21 protein-coding genes and 2 pseudogenes are annotated in these 16,462 nt (G+C 43.1%); 6 read left to right on the plus strand and 17 right to left on the minus strand.

Going from position 1 to position 16,462, the window contains the following annotated elements; genetic code table 11:
- Genes AAA942_RS11825 through AAA942_RS11835 form a run of 3 tightly spaced genes read left to right on the plus strand, consistent with a single transcriptional unit; the run spans position 1 to position 2,463 of the window.
- Complete coding sequence (locus AAA942_RS11825; protein WP_338220483.1) at positions 1-825, plus strand: hypothetical protein; 825 nt, start codon at positions 1-3, stop codon at positions 823-825.
- A gap of 54 nt (positions 826-879) precedes the next feature.
- Positions 880-1,557: a nitroreductase family protein gene (locus tag AAA942_RS11830; RefSeq protein WP_338220484.1), complete on the plus strand. Its 678-nt coding sequence runs from the start codon at positions 880-882 to the stop codon at positions 1,555-1,557.
- Positions 1,558-1,611: 54 nt separating this feature from the next.
- Positions 1,612-2,463 (plus strand): hypothetical protein, encoded by an 852-nt coding sequence (locus tag AAA942_RS11835; protein WP_338220485.1) that lies wholly within the window; start codon positions 1,612-1,614, stop codon positions 2,461-2,463.
- Positions 2,464-2,520: 57 nt separating this feature from the next.
- Here the strand turns inward: AAA942_RS11835 and AAA942_RS11840 are convergent, their stop codons facing one another.
- Genes AAA942_RS11840 through AAA942_RS11850 form a run of 3 tightly spaced genes read right to left on the minus strand, consistent with a single transcriptional unit; the run spans position 2,521 to position 5,151 of the window.
- Positions 2,521-3,345 (minus strand): mechanosensitive ion channel family protein, encoded by an 825-nt coding sequence (locus tag AAA942_RS11840; RefSeq protein WP_338220486.1) that lies wholly within the window; start codon positions 3,343-3,345, stop codon positions 2,521-2,523.
- A 22-nt stretch (positions 3,346-3,367) separates the two neighbouring features.
- Complete coding sequence (locus AAA942_RS11845; RefSeq protein ID WP_338220487.1) at positions 3,368-4,075, minus strand: methyltransferase domain-containing protein; 708 nt, start codon at positions 4,073-4,075, stop codon at positions 3,368-3,370.
- Positions 4,072-5,151: a type III polyketide synthase gene (locus AAA942_RS11850; protein ID WP_338220488.1), complete on the minus strand. Its 1,080-nt coding sequence runs from the start codon at positions 5,149-5,151 to the stop codon at positions 4,072-4,074. Before AAA942_RS11850 ends, AAA942_RS11845 begins: the two co-directional genes overlap by 4 nt.
- A 91-nt stretch (positions 5,152-5,242) precedes the next feature.
- Between AAA942_RS11850 and AAA942_RS11855 the strand changes: the two genes are divergently transcribed.
- Entirely contained in the window at positions 5,243-6,136 is an 894-nt protein-coding gene (locus AAA942_RS11855) for a UbiA family prenyltransferase (protein ID WP_338220489.1), read from the plus strand.
- Between the two features lie 362 nt (positions 6,137-6,498).
- Here the strand turns inward: AAA942_RS11855 and AAA942_RS11860 are convergent, their stop codons facing one another.
- From AAA942_RS11860 to AAA942_RS11915, 12 genes and pseudogenes are all read right to left on the minus strand, one after another.
- Positions 6,499-6,981: a nuclear transport factor 2 family protein gene (locus tag AAA942_RS11860; protein WP_338220490.1), complete on the minus strand. Its 483-nt coding sequence runs from the start codon at positions 6,979-6,981 to the stop codon at positions 6,499-6,501.
- A gap of 199 nt (positions 6,982-7,180) precedes the next feature.
- Positions 7,181-7,486, minus strand: coding sequence for a helix-turn-helix domain-containing protein (locus AAA942_RS11865; protein WP_338220491.1), 306 nt, complete (start codon positions 7,484-7,486; stop codon positions 7,181-7,183).
- On the minus strand, positions 7,470-7,817 hold the full coding sequence (locus AAA942_RS11870; protein WP_338220492.1) for a type II toxin-antitoxin system RelE/ParE family toxin: 348 nt from the start codon (positions 7,815-7,817) through the stop codon (positions 7,470-7,472). The genes AAA942_RS11865 and AAA942_RS11870 overlap by 17 nt, the downstream gene beginning before the upstream one ends.
- Before the next feature lie 215 nt (positions 7,818-8,032).
- Complete coding sequence (locus AAA942_RS11875; protein ID WP_338220493.1) at positions 8,033-8,659, minus strand: hypothetical protein; 627 nt, start codon at positions 8,657-8,659, stop codon at positions 8,033-8,035.
- 78 nt (positions 8,660-8,737) lie between these two features.
- Complete coding sequence (locus AAA942_RS11880) at positions 8,738-9,934, minus strand: IS256 family transposase (RefSeq protein WP_338220494.1); 1,197 nt, start codon at positions 9,932-9,934, stop codon at positions 8,738-8,740.
- A 241-nt stretch (positions 9,935-10,175) separates the two neighbouring features.
- Positions 10,176-10,484 carry a helix-turn-helix domain-containing protein gene (locus AAA942_RS11885; RefSeq protein WP_338220897.1) on the minus strand — a complete coding sequence of 103 codons (309 nt, stop codon included), beginning with the start codon at positions 10,482-10,484 and terminating at the stop codon, positions 10,176-10,178.
- 114 nt (positions 10,485-10,598) lie between these two features.
- Positions 10,599-10,841, minus strand: a pseudogene (locus AAA942_RS11890) (type II toxin-antitoxin system RelE/ParE family toxin); the annotation flags it as partial.
- Positions 10,842-11,073: 232 nt separating this feature from the next.
- Complete coding sequence (locus AAA942_RS11895) at positions 11,074-11,373, minus strand: helix-turn-helix domain-containing protein (RefSeq protein WP_009033879.1); 300 nt, start codon at positions 11,371-11,373, stop codon at positions 11,074-11,076.
- Between the two features lie 4 nt (positions 11,374-11,377).
- Positions 11,378-11,713: pseudogene (locus tag AAA942_RS11900) on the minus strand (type II toxin-antitoxin system RelE/ParE family toxin).
- Positions 11,714-11,918: 205 nt separating this feature from the next.
- Complete coding sequence (locus AAA942_RS11905; protein ID WP_445083340.1) at positions 11,919-12,173, minus strand: helix-turn-helix domain-containing protein; 255 nt, start codon at positions 12,171-12,173, stop codon at positions 11,919-11,921.
- Positions 12,174-12,205: 32 nt separating this feature from the next.
- On the minus strand, positions 12,206-12,367 hold the full coding sequence (locus AAA942_RS11910) for a type II toxin-antitoxin system RelE/ParE family toxin (RefSeq protein WP_338220497.1): 162 nt from the start codon (positions 12,365-12,367) through the stop codon (positions 12,206-12,208).
- Positions 12,334-12,573, minus strand: a complete 240-nt coding sequence (locus AAA942_RS11915; protein ID WP_338220903.1) for a hypothetical protein — start codon at positions 12,571-12,573, stop codon at positions 12,334-12,336. The genes AAA942_RS11910 and AAA942_RS11915 overlap by 34 nt, the downstream gene beginning before the upstream one ends.
- A 448-nt stretch (positions 12,574-13,021) precedes the next feature.
- Between AAA942_RS11915 and AAA942_RS11920 the strand changes: the two genes are divergently transcribed.
- The gene (locus AAA942_RS11920) at positions 13,022-13,783 is read left to right on the plus strand and encodes a tyrosine-type recombinase/integrase (RefSeq protein WP_338220204.1); all 762 of its coding nucleotides are present in this window, start codon (positions 13,022-13,024) and stop codon (positions 13,781-13,783) included.
- Positions 13,780-14,901: an IS91 family transposase gene (locus tag AAA942_RS11925; RefSeq protein ID WP_338220205.1), complete on the plus strand. Its 1,122-nt coding sequence runs from the start codon at positions 13,780-13,782 to the stop codon at positions 14,899-14,901. Before AAA942_RS11920 ends, AAA942_RS11925 begins: the two co-directional genes overlap by 4 nt.
- Positions 14,902-15,213: 312 nt before the next feature.
- On the opposite strand, the gene AAA942_RS11930 is transcribed toward AAA942_RS11925, so the two are convergent.
- Positions 15,214-15,768 (minus strand): hypothetical protein, encoded by a 555-nt coding sequence (locus AAA942_RS11930; RefSeq protein WP_338220498.1) that lies wholly within the window; start codon positions 15,766-15,768, stop codon positions 15,214-15,216.
- Positions 15,769-15,773: 5 nt separating this feature from the next.
- Positions 15,774-16,462 (minus strand): serine hydrolase domain-containing protein (locus tag AAA942_RS11935; RefSeq protein ID WP_338220499.1); only part of this gene is annotated, 689 nt, incomplete at its 5' end.

The following is a 16,462-nucleotide window of genomic DNA, read 5'->3' on the forward strand; positions in this document are numbered from 1 at the left end:
ATGAAAAAGTTAAATCGATTCTCTCTTATAATCATTTTGGGCCTTTCAGCGGTCCTCTTTTCCTGCGGAGATGATGCTGATCCAGTGCCTTCGGAGCCAAGTTTGGACCTGGTTGAAGATGAATTTGTAATCAATGCAGCCTTTGAAGATTTGGATTACCTGACGCTTGAGGTACTTCAATCCAGCGGACTCGGCCTGAGAACCCAAGGTGTCACGGATCTTTGTGCGGGTGCTACGGTCAATCACAACCAAGAGACCCGAACGATTGTGGTGGATTTTGGGCAGGGATGTACCAGTCCCAATGGGGTTCAGAGAAAAGGAAAAATCACCTTGGTTTATTCAGGCAACAATTTTCTTTTTCCCGGTACTTCCATTTCTACCACATTTGAAGGCTACGAAGTAAACGGAATTCGTATCGATGGAACTCGCACAATCAGCAATGCAGGAATTGATTTAGTCAATAGCCGAATTACCCTCCGGGTAAAAATCGAAGACGGTAAAATCACTTGGCCTGATAATTCTTCCGTGACCTACACCTCTGACCAAACCCGGGTAGTTTCCTTGTCCGAGTCGGGCTACGAAGCTTCGATCACCGGAACAGCCTCAGGGCTTAGCAGAGACGGGAAAAATTATTCTGCCTTGGTGACCGATGCCTTGATTGTAAAGCAGAGCTGTGTCGATGAAGGAATCTACATTCCAAGCAGTGGAATTCTGAGCTTTACCTATTCTCAGATCACAGTAAGTGTGGATTATGGCTCGGGTACTTGTGACAAGACCGTGGAAGTCACCTACCCTGGAGGATCAAAAGAGATCATCATTGACTAAAACCAATCAGAATTTAATTGACAAGGCTATCTTTAGGGATAGCCTTTTTGCATTATGGAAAAGAAAGAAATAAACGGACACATACATGTACGGTACCAAAGGCCTGAGACTTCAGAAGCCGAATTGAAAGAGAGAGCAAAGGCTTTCTTTCATGAAATGAACCAAAGAAGAACCGTCAGGGAGTTTGATACCCGACCTGTTCCTGTGGAAGTCCTGGAAAATATCATCCGAACTGCCGGCACGGCCCCATCAGGCGCACATAAGGAGCCCTGGACTTTTTGCCTGATCTCTGAACCTGACATCAAAAGTAAAATCCGCGAGGCGGCAGAAGAGGAAGAGCGAATCAGCTACTCCCATCGCATGCCTGATGGATGGAAAGCCGACTTGAAGCCTTTGGGGACCGATTGGAAAAAACCTTTTTTGGAAGAAGCTCCTTACCTGATTGTAGTTTTTAAGCAGTCCTATGGAATCCATGAAGGAGAGAAAATCCAGCACTATTACGTGTCTGAATCCGTGGGAATTGCCTGTGGATTTTTGATTGCCGCGATTCATCAGGCAGGCTTGGTCACGGTGACGCATACGCCCAGTCCGATGAATTTCCTTTCCAAAATCCTGAACAGACCCGAAAATGAAAAACCTTTTCTCCTGCTTCCAGTAGGCTTTGCCAAGGAAGAAACCTATGTTCCTGACCTTCAGCGCAAATCTTTGGAAGAAATTTTGGTCCGCTATTAAACCAATTTGTCAAAGGCAAGTCCAAAGGGCAGTTTTCACAAAAATCTATCTATCATGAAACCAACTTATCTGTCCCTTGCCAAGATTTCTGTGCTGGCAGGCCTCTTTTTGATTTCTGCCTGTAGCTCAGAAGAAGATGCCAACCCTACGGATCAGCTTAATGAAACGGAGGAGACTGCCCAAGAAATGGACCTCACTGCCACTTTGGAAGACGTGGATGAAGTAGCCCTGACGGGATTTCAAAGGAATGGCTTCACCGACCGAACCCTTGTTACCTTAGAGGAAGACCTCTGTGAACGGGTAAAAATCGAGTGGCTTCCCAATGAAAAGAAAATGATTATTGATTTCGGAGAAGGTTGTACCAGCCCGAGAGGAGTCACCCGAAAGGGTAAAATCATCGTGAGCTACACCGGAAGATATTGGGCACCGGGTACAGTAATCACTACTACTTTCGAAAACTACTATGTGGATGATCGTAAGATCGAGGGAGTGAGAGTGGTGACCAATGAGGGATTCAATTCCAATGATCGTTTCTTCACCTTTAAGACCGTAGTGGAAGGAGGGAAAATTACCTGGCCTGATGGCACTTTCAGAACTTTTGAGTCCAGACATACTAAGCGTGTCTTTTTACCCAATGAAAACCGCGGAATCATCTATGCGGTCAATGGAGGAAGCCGTGGAGTCAACCGAAAAGGCAATCAATATGCTGTTGAGATCACCTCTCCTTTGATTTTTGCAGAGCGATGCATCCGCACAGGAATAAGGATGCCTAGTGAGGGCGTGATGGTGATCCGAGTAGAAACACGCGGAGCCATAGAGGTAGACTTCGGCTCTGACAGCTGTGACCGGGAGGTATCGATTACCTTCAATGGTAACACAAGAACAGTCACCTTGCCAAGATCTTAAATAAAAAACGGCAGCCCTGAAATTCAGAGCTGCCGTTTTTTTTGAAATGAAAATGGATTAAGAAAGCTGATGAACCACCCGCTGAGGGAATGGGATTTCAATGTGATGCTGATCAAAGGCACCTTTTATTTTTTCCATGGTTTCAAAATATACCGGCCAAACATCATCCTTGTTGGCCCAAGCTCTGACAACTAGATCCAGGGAACTATCCCCAAAATTGTTTAACCAGACAACCGGTTCTGGGTCTGCATGGACGCGCTCGTCTTTTTTAAGAATATCCAAAATTACTTCCCTGGCCTTTTTCAAGTCAGTATTGTAGGAGACGCCAACTGCAATATCTACTCTCCGCGTAGGCTGGGCAGTAATATTGATCACGTCTGAGTTGGCCAGGTTCCCGTTGGGAATGACCACTTCTTTATTGTCAAAAGTCAACAAATGGGTGTATAGGATATCAATTTTGCTGACGGTACCGGTATGACCTTGACCGGTAATCACGTCGCCTACTTTGAAGGGCTTGAAAAGCAAAATCAGAACTCCCCCTGCGAAATTGGACAGGGAACCCTGCAGGGCCAAACCGATTGCCAAACCGGCAGCACCCAAAATGGCCAAAAAGGAAGACATGGGCACACCCAAAATCGTGGCTACACCAATAAACAGGGAGACATAAAGTAAAGCTTTGACCAGCCCCACCAAAAAGCTATTAAGGGAAGGGTTTGCTTCCCTTTTTTCCAGGATTAGGCCAAAGCCTTTGACTAATTTATTTACTATAAATCTACCGATGAGGTAAAATAGTAGAGCAAAAATGAGAGAGGGGACAATCTGTGCAACCAGGCTGATTCCTTCTTCCCAAAGTACTTTAATGGTGTCTGGTGATAATTCCATAGGTTAGAAAGTTGTGGATTGATTAATTAAACTTGATACAAATTTGCCATCGAAAAGCCCAAAACCATCGGATTTGGTAATTTTCAATTCCGGCTTTTTTTAAAATGATTTGCCAGTCTTTTTTGGTAAAACTCCTCAAGACTGAAAGGGAAGCATCATGTCGGACCATAGGAGACTTGCTGAACAGTCGGGTCAAAACCCGGATGCTGTAGTAAGCCAAAGGATGACGGTGAAGGTCATTGATGACACAGCCTAGCTTGGCTTTTTTCCGGACAGCAATCAGCAATTCTACCAATTCCTGATCTGCAAAGTGATGGGTGAAGAGTGTACAGGTGGCAAAATCTACCTTATCGGCAGAAAACTCCGGGTCAAAAACATTGCACACTTCCCATCGGAATGAGCCAATTCCCTTTTGTCTAACCTTGGCCAGCTCAATAATGTTCCGATTGGCATCAATTCCGGTGAAATCAGCCTTGATTTGTCTCTTTTTTGCCCACTCGTTCATGATTCGGATCATATCTCCCCCCCCACAGCCTAAGTCTGCAATGGAATAGGAAGATTGGGGAAAAGCCTGAATCAAGGTCTCCAAACCGTCGGTAGTCACGTGATTTCCGCCCAGCCAGCGATTGATGGTTTTCAGTTCCCGGAGGGTCTGTTCCAATACGGGTCCAGAACAATCCAGGTCGTCCATGAGCTCTTTTTGGGTACTTCTCTGGGCAAATCGGCTCATTGCTTGGTGAGGTGGAGGGTTTCCAGTGTCAGTCCGGGTCCAAAACCGAGGGAAAGGATATCTCCCGATACATGAGGGTCCCGGATCATTCGTTCGAGTACAAAAAGAATAGTCGCTGAGGACATATTTCCAAACTTCCTCAATACCTCCATGGCGTGGTCATTGACCTCAGGGGCTAATCCAAACGCCTCCTGCACTTTTTGAAGGATTTGCTTTCCTCCCGGGTGGATAGCGAAATGACTAATTTTTGAGAGGTTGAATTTTTTTTCAAACAAGGCCGAAAGCTCTCTGATTCCGTGATCCAAAAGATTGGGAATGTATTTGCTCAGCTTCATCTCAAACCCGAAATTTCCAATGCCCCAAGCCATATCCTCTTCTCCCTCTCTCAGGACTTGGCTCAGGTAGTCGTTGATTTTCAGTCCCGACTTGTCCTTTCTGATTAGGGCCGCCGCCGCTCCGTCCGCAAAAAGCGAATTGGCCAGTAGGTTGTCTTCGGTGTATTCCTTCTGAAAGTGGAGGGTACACAGCTCCACCGAAACCAGCAAAACCTGTGCTTCTGGCTCTGCTTTGATGATCTTATCAGCCAGTCGGATTCCGCTGAAGGCCGCATAGCAGCCCATAAAATGGAGACAAAACCGCTCTGCTGAGTCGGGGATTCCCAGTCCATTCATGAGGCCCATTTCTATTCCCGGCGCGAGCATGCCCGTGCAGGAGACCAAAATCAGATGGGTGACCTGCTCGGGGGTGACTCCAGCCTGATCCAAGGCAGTCCGGGAGGCTTGGAGAGACAGCCCGGGAGCTTCTTTTTGGAAGATTTCCATTCGGGCTTTGGTCCCGGGGAAGGGGCTCAGTTCTTTATTTTTTGGAAAAAAAGAAAAATCCCGGTAATCCTTTTTCTCAAAATCATCCAAGACGCTGTGTCTGGTCTCAATGCCGGACATTTTGTACAAAAACCCCAATTTTCTGCTCTCCAATTCATCCAATTGATGAGCAGTCTGCATGAAGCGGGCAATTTCAGCTTGGGAAATCGGATCTCCGGGACTGGCAAGCCCGATACTAATTATGCTGGGATTCATTGAATCAAGTTAAGCGATTATTTCTATTTTGGTCTGTCTCTTTGACAACTAAGCCCAAAGAATAAGGTTATTTTATCTAATCCCTCTACCTATGATCACCCACTCCAGCATCAGTCATTTGAGAATCCCATTTTCTCTATTCCTGATGCCTGTTTTTTTCTTTGCTTTGGCCTTGACCCCCAATCTCAATGAGGGTAGGCTCGCATTGGTGTTTTTGGCGCTGCACCTTTTTCTTTACCCTTCCAGCAACGGATACAACAGCTTTTTTGATCGGGATGAGGAGAGTATAGGAGGCTTGAAAAATCCACCCAAAGTCACCCAAGACCTTTTTTGGCTAGCTCAAAGTTTTTTTGTGATTGCCCTGATTTTGGGAGCGATGATCAGCTGGAGTTTTGCCTCCATGCTGGCAGTCTATGGACTGGTCAGCATGGCCTACAGTCATCCCTCCATCCGGATTAAAAAGTACCCTTGGGCGAGCTGGTTGATTGCCGGATTTTTTCAGGGGTATTTCACCTTTGCGATGGCCTACGCAGGTCTGAGTGATCTGGGTTGGGATGTGATTTTCAAGGCCCACGTTGTGACACCGGGGCTATTGACCAGTCTGATGCTTTGGGGGAATTACCCGCTCACTCAGGTCTATCAGCATAGGGAAGATTCCCGAAGGGGGGATTTGACCCTGAGCCTGAAGCTGGGAATCAAAGGCACTTTTCTTTTTTCCAGCCTCTTTTTCGCACTTACCGGATTGGCCTTCGTTTGGTACTTTTTGGATAAAAATCAGGAATCGATCCTTTGGGTCTATTTGGGGGCTATGGCTCCGGTAATGTTGTTTTTTCTGATTTGGTTTGGATTTATCCGAAAGGATGAAAAATATGCCAGCTATTCCTGGGCGATGGGGATGAACAGCATTTCGGCGATCTGCCTCAATGCTTTTTTTATTTACTATTTTCTGGAAAATACTCAGATTTTGCAGGTATTCGGGTACTGATTTACCCGGATCTCTGAGTTTTCTTCTAGGAAGTCATGGGCTAGGAGGGGTAGGGGTGCGACAAAAAAAACCTTCCGAAAAAGGTCTGGAAGGGCTGTAAATCTTATAATTAACTGGATTTTGGAACTTACTCAACACCTCTAAGAGGATTTTTAACCTATCCGACCCTACAAATCCAAATGAAATCCCGATTCAATCCCTACAACGTTTTGGCGCTTGGCGCAGTGGCGGATTTCGGAGCACAAAACTTTCAATACACCATCCCGATAGCAATCGGGATTGATGCGAGGTAGAATGTTCAATTAACCACATCACCCGCCATTGAGCCAAATTGCTGATAGCTAATTGATTACAATATATTGCTAATGAAGACTTACTACCCTTGTTATTTTCCAAGAGTCACCCTCATTTTTCCAAAATAAAACAAACTTACCTGGCTCAGTTGGAGGCGAGTTGGGGTCGTTGATATTATAGAATCTATGCAGACCAATTTGTATAGCTCCAAAGTTTTTAATTGGATATACTTCCACACTTGCATTAAGTAGCTCTCTTCTTATTTTACCACAAATGTTATTTTTGATTGATGCAAGAAGTTCTTGCTTGGAAGTCCTTAGACCATTTTTATCGTGATAAAATTCTAAATCTTCAGAATAAATAGAGTCTTGAGTTTCTATATCACAATTATTATAAGCAGAAAAATATATACTATCCATCTCAAGGATTTTATAATAAAGCTCTTTATCGATAGGAGTATAGTTGCTGATATAACTGTTTTCATTGGTTGGTTCATGAGTGCAAGAAACCGTAAACATGATTACTATGAGTGGTGTATATAGGTATTTCATTATATTTTGATTTCTTTGATGAGTTTTAATCTTGTAGCTAACGGTCTCGGCTAAGAAACGTGGGGCTTTTCGAATCGATTTCCTTCGCGTCATATTTATATGTAAGTTCGGGAAATAAACCTTTCCCTTGCCACCGGGCGCCCCATGTTTTCTTAGGTGCTGTTATATGCGGTTTTCCTCCCTTCGGATAAGCAACATCTTAAATTTTTATATTTAGTTCAAGTTTTCCGCCGAAACCAAGTTCTATGATTTTTTGGAGTGTTGAAATTCGGGCTTCCTTAATGTTGTTCTCGATTTTTGAAATGTAGGATTTTGTAGTTCCAACTTTTTCTGCAAGCTGTTCCTGTGTCATTCCCATTTCAATCCGAGTATCGTGAATTAAAGCCCCGATTTTGAAGGCTTCATAACCTGCCTCCAGTTCGTCACGCTCTTTTGTCCCTCGTTTTCCGTAGTTCTTTTCTTTAAACTCTTCAAGAGTCATTAAATTTTTACTTTTCGCTTTCATATTCCTCTTTTATTTTAAGTGCCTTTTCTATTTCTCTCTTGGGGGTCTTTTGTGTTTTCTTTTGAAACCCGTTTGCTAATACAACCAATTGCCCTTGGTCAAAAAAACAGAAAATTCTAAAAATGTCGCTTCCTACTTGAACCAGAATCTCATAAAGACCATCGGTATTCTCTATGTGTTTGAGATATGTTTCCGGGATTCTTTGTAGGTCCTCAATCAAATCAAATGTCCAAACAATTTTTGCCTTTACTTTTTTGCTTTGTTTGGAAAAGAAGTCTTGAAAGTAGTCCTTGAAAAACGTTATCTTCCTATGTTTCTGATTTTTATCCACTTTGTAAAGTTAGAAAAGTTTCTCTAAAGTGAAACTTATTGTTTGATTTATTTGTCCAAAAATTGCCAAGTTGGGGTTCTTAAAATCGCATATAAGTGGATTCAGCTTGGAGACGGCGGGCCTGCGGAGCCGTTCCCTTCCAACCTACTCCTACCTTCTTAAAGATACTAAACTTTCTATTTACTCGGAACCGCCCGCTGTCTTCCAAGGTGATTTTAGCTGGTGGTTTTCATCTTGTTGGCTGCTATAATGAAAATAATAAAACTTAAAATCACCCCAACAATCAGGTAAATCATTAATTTTAATTGACCTTTTTGTTCTTCAATTATGGCATTTTGGTCTTCATTTTCTTTTATTAAGGCGTTGTAAGTAACCTTTTCTACCACCAGCAAATCCTGATAATTATAGAGGTCATCAATCCAATTCTTTGACAATTCTTTTAATCTTTTCAGGTCATCAGGATGAAAGTCGTCTATTTCTGCTGTTTTGGTACATATTGAAGTAGAATAATGACCATAGCCAAGGTCATTTGCAAATACTATATATTCCTTATTTTCTTCAAATAAAAAATTACAAGAGGAATTGTAATTAATAATAGAAACAATCCCTTCTTCAACTTTTGCCTTTTTAAAACCTTCTACTATTTCAAAATTAACTATATCAGAGGTATAACCTTGGTAATTAAAAAACTTTCCTTTTATAATTTCTTTTACTTTCTCTTTAAAAATCAAACTGGAATTATTAAAAGAAGAATCAATTTGAACTTCAAAGCAGGAGCAAGCCACTCCTGTTGTAAGATTGAAGAACAAAAATATTAGTAAGATGTAGAGTTTGATTTTCATACTTATTCTTACAGCTACGGGATTCAGCTTGGAGACGGACACTATCCCGAAAAGTGTGTAAATAGATTTTAGGGATATTTAGAGTTTTAGACGGTTTTCAAACATAATCATAAATTGGTTTAGGATCATACCCCAGTCTCGGATGGGCATGGTCCATTTTTTTGTGGCCTCCATCACGGCCAAGAAGACCGATTTGAGGACGGCTTCATCGGTGGGGTAGGAAAGCTTGTTTTTGGTGTATTTTCTGATTTTTCCATTTAGGTTTTCGATGATGTTGGTGGTGTAGATGATCTTTCTGATCTCCAGAGGGAAGTCCAGAAAGGCGGTGAGTTCTTCCCAGTTTTCTCTCCAACTTTTGATGGCATAGCCGTATTTCTGGCCCCACTTGGCCTCCAACTGATCCAGGGCAAGCTGTGCGGCATCCCGGTTGGGGGCAGTATAAATTCCTTTCATGTCACCAGTGAATGCTTTGCGATCTTTCCAGACTACAAAACGGTAGGCATTGCGGATCTGATGGACTATGCAGATCTGTTTGGTTGACAGTGGAAACACGCTTCGGATGGCCTCGGTGAAGCCTTTGAGGTTGTCTGTAGCCGTGACCAGAATATCCTCGACTCCTCTGGCTTTTAGGTCAGTGAGGACGCTAAGCCAAAAAGAGGCAGATTCGTTTTTGCCCAGCCAGAGTCCCAGAACTTCTTTTTTGCCGTCTGTCCGCAGGCCTACGGCCAGGTAGATGGTCTTGTCGATAACCTTGGCGTTTTCCCGGACTTTGAACACAATTCCGTCCATCCAGACGATACAGTAGACCGATTCCAATGGCCTGTTTTGCCATACGGTCACATCCTGAGCTACCCGTTCGGTGATCCGTGAGATGGCTGAGGTGGAGATGTCAAAGTTGTAGAGATCTTTGATCTGCTCTTCGATGTCGCTGACACTCATCCCTTTGGCGTACAATGAGATAATGATATTTTCTACCCCATCGGCAATGTTCTTCCGCTTGGGAACAAGCATCGGCTCAAAGGAGCTTTTCCGGTCTCTGGGCACTTGGATTTCAGTCTCTTCATACTGGTTGCGGAGTTTTTTATTGCCATGCCCATTACGGGTGTTTTCCCCGGTGGATTCCCCGTGCTTCTCATAGCCCAGGTGATTATCCATTTCTCCTTCGAGGATGGCTTCTACGCCCCGCTTTTGGAGCTGACCCAGAAAAGCGTAAAGCTCTTCTCCGTTTTTGAACTGCTTGAGGAACTCCTCGCTGAATGCATCTTCTTTTTTCATAGCTTAAGTGTGTGAAGGTATCCCGAAAAAGTTATTTCCGTAATTTTTCCAGGCCTTTTAAGGGGCCGAAAAATTCCAGAATAACTTTTCCTACCACTTACACACTTATCGGGACGCTACCCGGACATTCGGAGCCGTTCGCTTCCAGCCTACTCCTAATTTTTTTAAGATACTAAACTTTCTTTTTACCTGAATCCGCCCGCTGTCTTCCAAGGTGATGTTATGCATTCGGCATTCTTTTCTAGTAAGCCAATTTTTTGTCGTTCAGCTCAACAATAAATTTTACACTTGCTCCCAAAACTTCAAATACCTTCATTATTGTCGAAAACCTGGCATCTGTGGTGCTGTTTTCAATTTTTGAGATTTGAGCCTTTTTTACTCCTACTAATTCCCCGAGCTGCTCTTGAGTTAAATTCCTTTCCTTCCTTGCCTGCTTAATGGCATAGCCCAATAAGTCAAGACGAAGTTCGTTCTCGAATTCATCTCTTTTTTTTGTTCCTTTTTTTCCGATATGCTTGTCGGTCAACTCCTCTAAACTGTACGTTTTCATTTTTTCCTCCCTTTTTCTTTTTTCTCTTGAAAATATTGCTCCATAAGCTTCCTCGCCTTTTCTATTTCTCCTTTTGGAACTTTTCCTGTCTTTTTTTTTCAGCCCATGGGTTGATATCACTACTGTATCTTCCTTGGCTGTTTTATCCCAAAAAGCAAATAGCCGATAATACGTTTTACTGAACTTGGTTCTAAACTCCCAGACTTCATCCTGAAGTTTTTTAAAAAGTTCTCTGTCATTCGTAATGCTGGCCTTCCAAATATTGTAAAAAATTTTCTCCCTTGCCTTCTCGTCAAGTTCATCAAGGAATTGCTTCGCATCTTCCAAAAATTCAACCCTGAATTTATAATTTTCCATTCAAGTTCCCTTTTATACTTCAAATATAAAAGTTTCTTTTTTAGGAAACTATTTCTGTTCGTGGGTTTTTTAATGCTGATGCATAACGGGATTCAACTTGGAGGCGGCGGGCCTTCTGAGCCGTTCTCTTACAGTCTATTCATAATTTTTTAAGTATACTAAACTTTCTTTTTACCTGAATCCGCTCGCTGTTTCCAAGGTGATGTTAGAGTGCGTTATTCCATTTGCAGCATTAAAGGAAGGTTAATCCAATTCTTTTATTCAATCCTTGTTCAAAAATCCGGATCAAGGTTGACAACTGGATGTTTCCTTTTCCATTTTCAAGTTTTGAGATATAACTTTTCTTTGTACCTGCCTTTTCAGCCAATTGCTCCTGGGTCAGGTTTGCTTCCTTCCTCGCCTCTTTAAGCATTTCACTTATGATAAACATCTGGGCATTCTCTTCATACTTGTTCCTGCTTTCACTTCCAATTTTTCCGTGCTCCAGTTCAATCAGTTCATCGAATGTTTTGACTTTGCTATAATCCTTCATGATCTTATTTCTTTGATTGAAAATATTCCTTAATTAATCTTTCTGCTTTCTCTATTTCTTTTCTCGGAGTCTTTTGCGTCTTCTTTTGAAATCCATTGAAAAGGATTACCAGCCTTCCTTCATCAAAGCAGCAGAAAATTCTCTAAATGTTTGATTGAAACTCCACTCTTATTTCAAATAACCCTTCAGTTCCTTCCAGATGTTTGAGAAACTTCTCAGGCACCCTATCCACTTGCTTGATCAGCTCAAAAACGTATTGAATCTTACTTTTAACCTTATCATTCTGGTTTTGGTAAAACTCAATAAAGTGGTTTTCATAAAAAATGATCTTCCTAATCATATTTAAAAAGTTATCTCAAAAGATAACATTTTCCAAAAGTACTAGGTTCTTTTAATGCACTCTAACGGGATTCAGCTTGGAGACGGCGGGCCTGCGGAGTCCTTCTCTTCCAGCTTACTCCTAACTTCTTAAAAATACTAAACTTTTTATTTACTCTGAACCGCCAGCTGTATCCAAGGTGATGTTATAGCGCGTATTTCCCTTTTCAGATTTCAATGGAAATTTTTACCTTCCCACCTAATCCTTTTTCAACAATTTCATAAAGGGTTTTCAGTGTCAGATTACTTCCATTGTTTTCAACTCTTGAAATATAAGTCCTCTTTTTATCTACTAATTCCGCTAATTGTTCTTGGGTTAGATTCTTGTCCTCTCTTGCCTTTTTTAATAGCAAACCAATTTTGAAAGACTCAAAATCCCTTTCTAATTCATCCCTGCGTTCGGTTCCTTTGACTCCATACACATCATCTTTGATTTCTTTCCAGCTCTTCGTATTCATTTCTTTTTCTTTTTACCTTTTTGAACTTCCTTTTCGGCATAATATTCATCCATCAGTCTGGCAGCCTTTTCAATTTCCTTTGTTGGCGTTTTTTGGGTTTTCTTTTGAAAGCCATTGAGAAGTATCACAAGCTTTCCTCCATCGAAAAAACAAAACACCCTCCATATATTAGATCCCAACCGAACCCTTGCTTCATATAGTTTTTTTTTGTTTTAATTGGTTTCAGGTAAGTCTCCGGAACTCTTTCCAAAGTTTCAATCGCTTCAATGACCTTAAAAATCTTGTTTTGAACTTTTTCTGTTTGGGCTTTCAAAAAGTTCTCAAAATGGTCCTGATAAGCAATGACTTCCCTTACTTTTTCCATAAAACAAATGTAACTTTAAAGTTACTATTTTCAAAATTAAAAAACTGATTGTCTTTGGTTTGGGGTTCTTAATATGCGCTATAACGGACCTGTGTATGAGCAGTAGCGGATTTTAAACCACTAAGCTGTCGGTTAGCAAGATACTGTTTTAGACGCAAAACGGTTCAGGTAAGCACCTAAACCGCTATTGCTTATACACCTTGTTGCACTAAACCTGCGGTAGTTTCTCCGATAAGCAGCCGGAAAGAGGTAACTTTTTGATTCAATCTTAACCGTTTTCAATCATGAAAAAAAAGAAAACCTCCTCCAGACCGCTTGCTCCAAGATAGCTGGATTTGCTGAACTACTGGCCAAGTTTGAGCAAAAAGTTACCGTTGCCGGCAAAAGTCAAAGTACAGTCACCAACTATGGCCGTCATCTGGCCAAACTTGCCCTTCATTTCAATGAATTGCCCACTGAGGTCGATCCCGACCGGGTCAATGATTACCTGCATCTGGTCAAGCGGGGACACAACACCCCCTCGGATTCCTACTTCAAGTTTACCGTCTATGCCCTTCGCTTCGCCTATCGGATCGAGGGTATGAAAGACAAGCGGATTGAGCTTCCCACGATTAAGCGGAGCAAAAAGCTTCCCGTAGTCCTGAGCCAGGAGGAAGTTCGCAAACTGCTCAAAGCTCCCAATCTGCTCAAGCACCGCGTGCTGATCGGCCTGCTGTACGGCTGTGGGCTTCGCTGCTTTGAAGTCCGGAATCTGAAAATTGCCGACTTGGATTTTGACCGGAAAGTACTTCACGTGAAGGATGGCAAAGGCAAGAAAGACCGCTACGTCCCCTTGGCGGATATCCTGATCCGGGGGCTGAAAGCCTATCTGGAGGCTGAGCAGCCTCATATCTGGGTGTTCAACAGTGCCGATCGGGAGATCAAAGGCCGTGCGGGCGGGGATTTCGACTCCCGCTATTCCCAGCGGGGTGTACAGTGGGCGGTGAATGAAGCCAAAAAGAAAGCCGGGATCCAAAAGCCGATGAATGTGCATACGCTCAGACACACCTTTGCCACGCATCTGCTGGAAGAGGGGCTGGACATTCTGACGATCAAAGATCTGTTGGGTCATGAGTCCATCGATACCACGATGATCTACCTTCATGTAGCCCAGACCGACAAGTGCCGTGCCTTCAGTCCATTGGACCGACTGTATCTGTCCCGTCGTTGAGAGCCAATCACGAAGTGGCTCAGGTGCTCCGACAGCATTGGGCCGAGGTGGAGCATCATCCCCAGATCAACCGCTGGCAGTTGCGGACGCTTTCTGCATTAAAACGCTGCAGGACTTCCGATCTGGGCGGCCATGTGGATGCCTGTACCGACTGCGGGAATACCCGGATCAGCTACAATAGTTGTAGGAACAGGCACTGCCCGAAGTGTCAGGGTAAGAACCGGGAGGAATGGATATCCAAGCGGGAAGCCGAACTGCTTCCTGTGCCCTACTTCCATGTCGTGTTCACGCTGCCTGACACGCTGAATCAGCTGGGGATGTATGAGCCCAAGGCCGTCTATGACAGTCTGTTTGAAGCAGCATGGCAGACGGTCCGCTGCTTTGCCAAAGACCCCAAACACTTAGCGGCAAAAGCCGGAATGATTGCTATTCTGCACACTTGGGGCCAAACCATGACGCTGCATCCGCATCTGCACTGCATCGTACCGGGAGGAGGGCTGACTAAAAGCGGAAGGTGGAAGACAGCCAAAACTCAGGGCAAATACCTGTTTCCGGTCAAGGCGATGAGCAAAGTCTTTCGCGCCAAGTATGTCAAAGCACTCAAGTCCCGAGTCATACCGGAGAAGGAATTGATCGATCAGCTCTTCAAAAAAGAGTGGGTAGTCTATGCCAAGCGGCCCTTTGGACATCCCAAAGCAGTCCTCGAATACCTGGGCAGGTATACCCACAAAGTAGCGATCTCCAATCACCGGATTCTGGACATTGGTCCAGCACAGACTAGGTTCAGCTACAAAGACTATCGTCAGGGAGCCCAAAAGTTGGAGATGAGTCTGGACAATCTGGAGTTTATCCGGCGATTCTCCATGCATATTCTGCCCAAAGGACTGGTTCGGATCCGACACTTTGGAATATTGGGAAGTTCGGCAAAGCAGCTCACCATTCCGCTAATCCATCGGGAACTTGGAATTTCGATTCCGGAACCCGAACCCAGAATTCTGGAAAGCTTCAACCCGCGATATTGTCCTTGCTGTCAGAAGGAAAGCATGGTCAGCATCCAGCGCCTGCCCAAGCGTGGCCCGCCAAAGGCGGTCTTGCCCTCAGTATCAACCCAATTTTAATTCCTGATTTTTGTCGGCAGCCTGCCCGCCTCAGGAGGGGCGAAGCTATGCCAACCCGTTGGTCAGGCAGGCCCATGACACAAAGAAGCCCTTCCAAAACAAGTCTGGAGGGGCTGCAAAACTTATAATTGAGAGGCTATTGGAACTTACTCAACAACTCTAAGAGGACTTTTTGAGCTATCTAACCCTACAAATCCAACTGAAATTCCGACTCAATCCCCATAGGCACCTCACCGGTTTCGTGCAACAGCGCTTTCATTGTTCGTGCTACGCACGCAACGAAAGCTTAGTTGTTACCATGCGTTATTCCTTTCAAAATTTATATCCAATTCCAAGTCCCATCCATAAATGAATTGTAGTTCCGTTGATTACCATTGGGTCGTACAATTCAAAATATCCACTTTCTTCAGTAAGTGATCTTGTACCATAAAAAGGCGTGAACGAAGCAGAAAAAAACATATTTTTCTTTGTATAATACCTGTATGAGGCTATTAGACTAGGGTTGATAAACAAATCAGTCCTTTTTCTGAAGGAGGATATATTTCCACTACCGATAAGCAACTGAACTCCAACGCCCAATTCGAAGCCATGACGTTCATTTTTTGATTTCCATTCGTGACGTATATCTAATGGTATCGACCAAAAATTAAGGTATTTGTCGGTTTCATTTTCTATCACTCTCAAGAAACCAATTCCACCACGTCCATTCCAGTTCCCTTTTATCTGTCTTTGGTAGTTAATGGAGTAAATCAATCCATGACCACCAATTTCAAAAAACACATTTTGTGACCTTCGTTCAATTTCTTGAGCGGTCAGGTTGTGAGAAAAAAAGGCAAATATCAAAAATAAAATGAAGTATTTAAGCATAGTTTTCAATTAATAAATTGGCTAATAAATTGTTCTACCTGACTGCCATTTTCGTGGTCTTCATTTCTGCTTGTGGCGTTATTCCAAAGAAAACCGGGGGCTGAATTAGATGTATTTTTCATCAATACTGTAACCGTTCCTTTTTCTTTGTTCAAGATGATAAATTGTCCCCCAAAACCACTTGCCCACCAAGTATCTGTGTCCAAATCGTACCACCACAATAAACCATATCCTTCAAAGAAGTCATCGTCATCCAAATCTTTATCAGTTCCATCTTTAGAATAGGCGAAAAGCATTTGGTCTATCCAAGATTGTGATACTATTTCTTGATTGCCCCAAAATCCATTATTCAAAACTATTGACCCAATTCGTGCTAAGTCTTCGGAAGATATATATAATCGAGAATGTGGATGTTCCGTATTGTCCTGCGATTCATAGATAATATTTACTGAGTTGTAGTTTAACATTCCCAAAGGTTCTGCCAGCCATTGTTCAATCAAATTTTCTACAGGTTGTCCTGTCTGCTGTTTCAGAATCTGGGGAAGAGCATTAAAGTCCCAATTATTGTAGTAAAAATGCTCGTTTGGCAGGAATGTACCCCTTTGAGGCTTTCTTTCTTTCATTAAAGCTGTCTCTCCACCAGCATTTAGATAAATACCTGACCTTGCCTTCAATAAATCTGATATTCTTGCCG

The organism is Algoriphagus sp. oki45, from assembly GCF_036245605.1.
GTDB lineage: Bacteria > Bacteroidota > Bacteroidia > Cytophagales > Cyclobacteriaceae > Algoriphagus.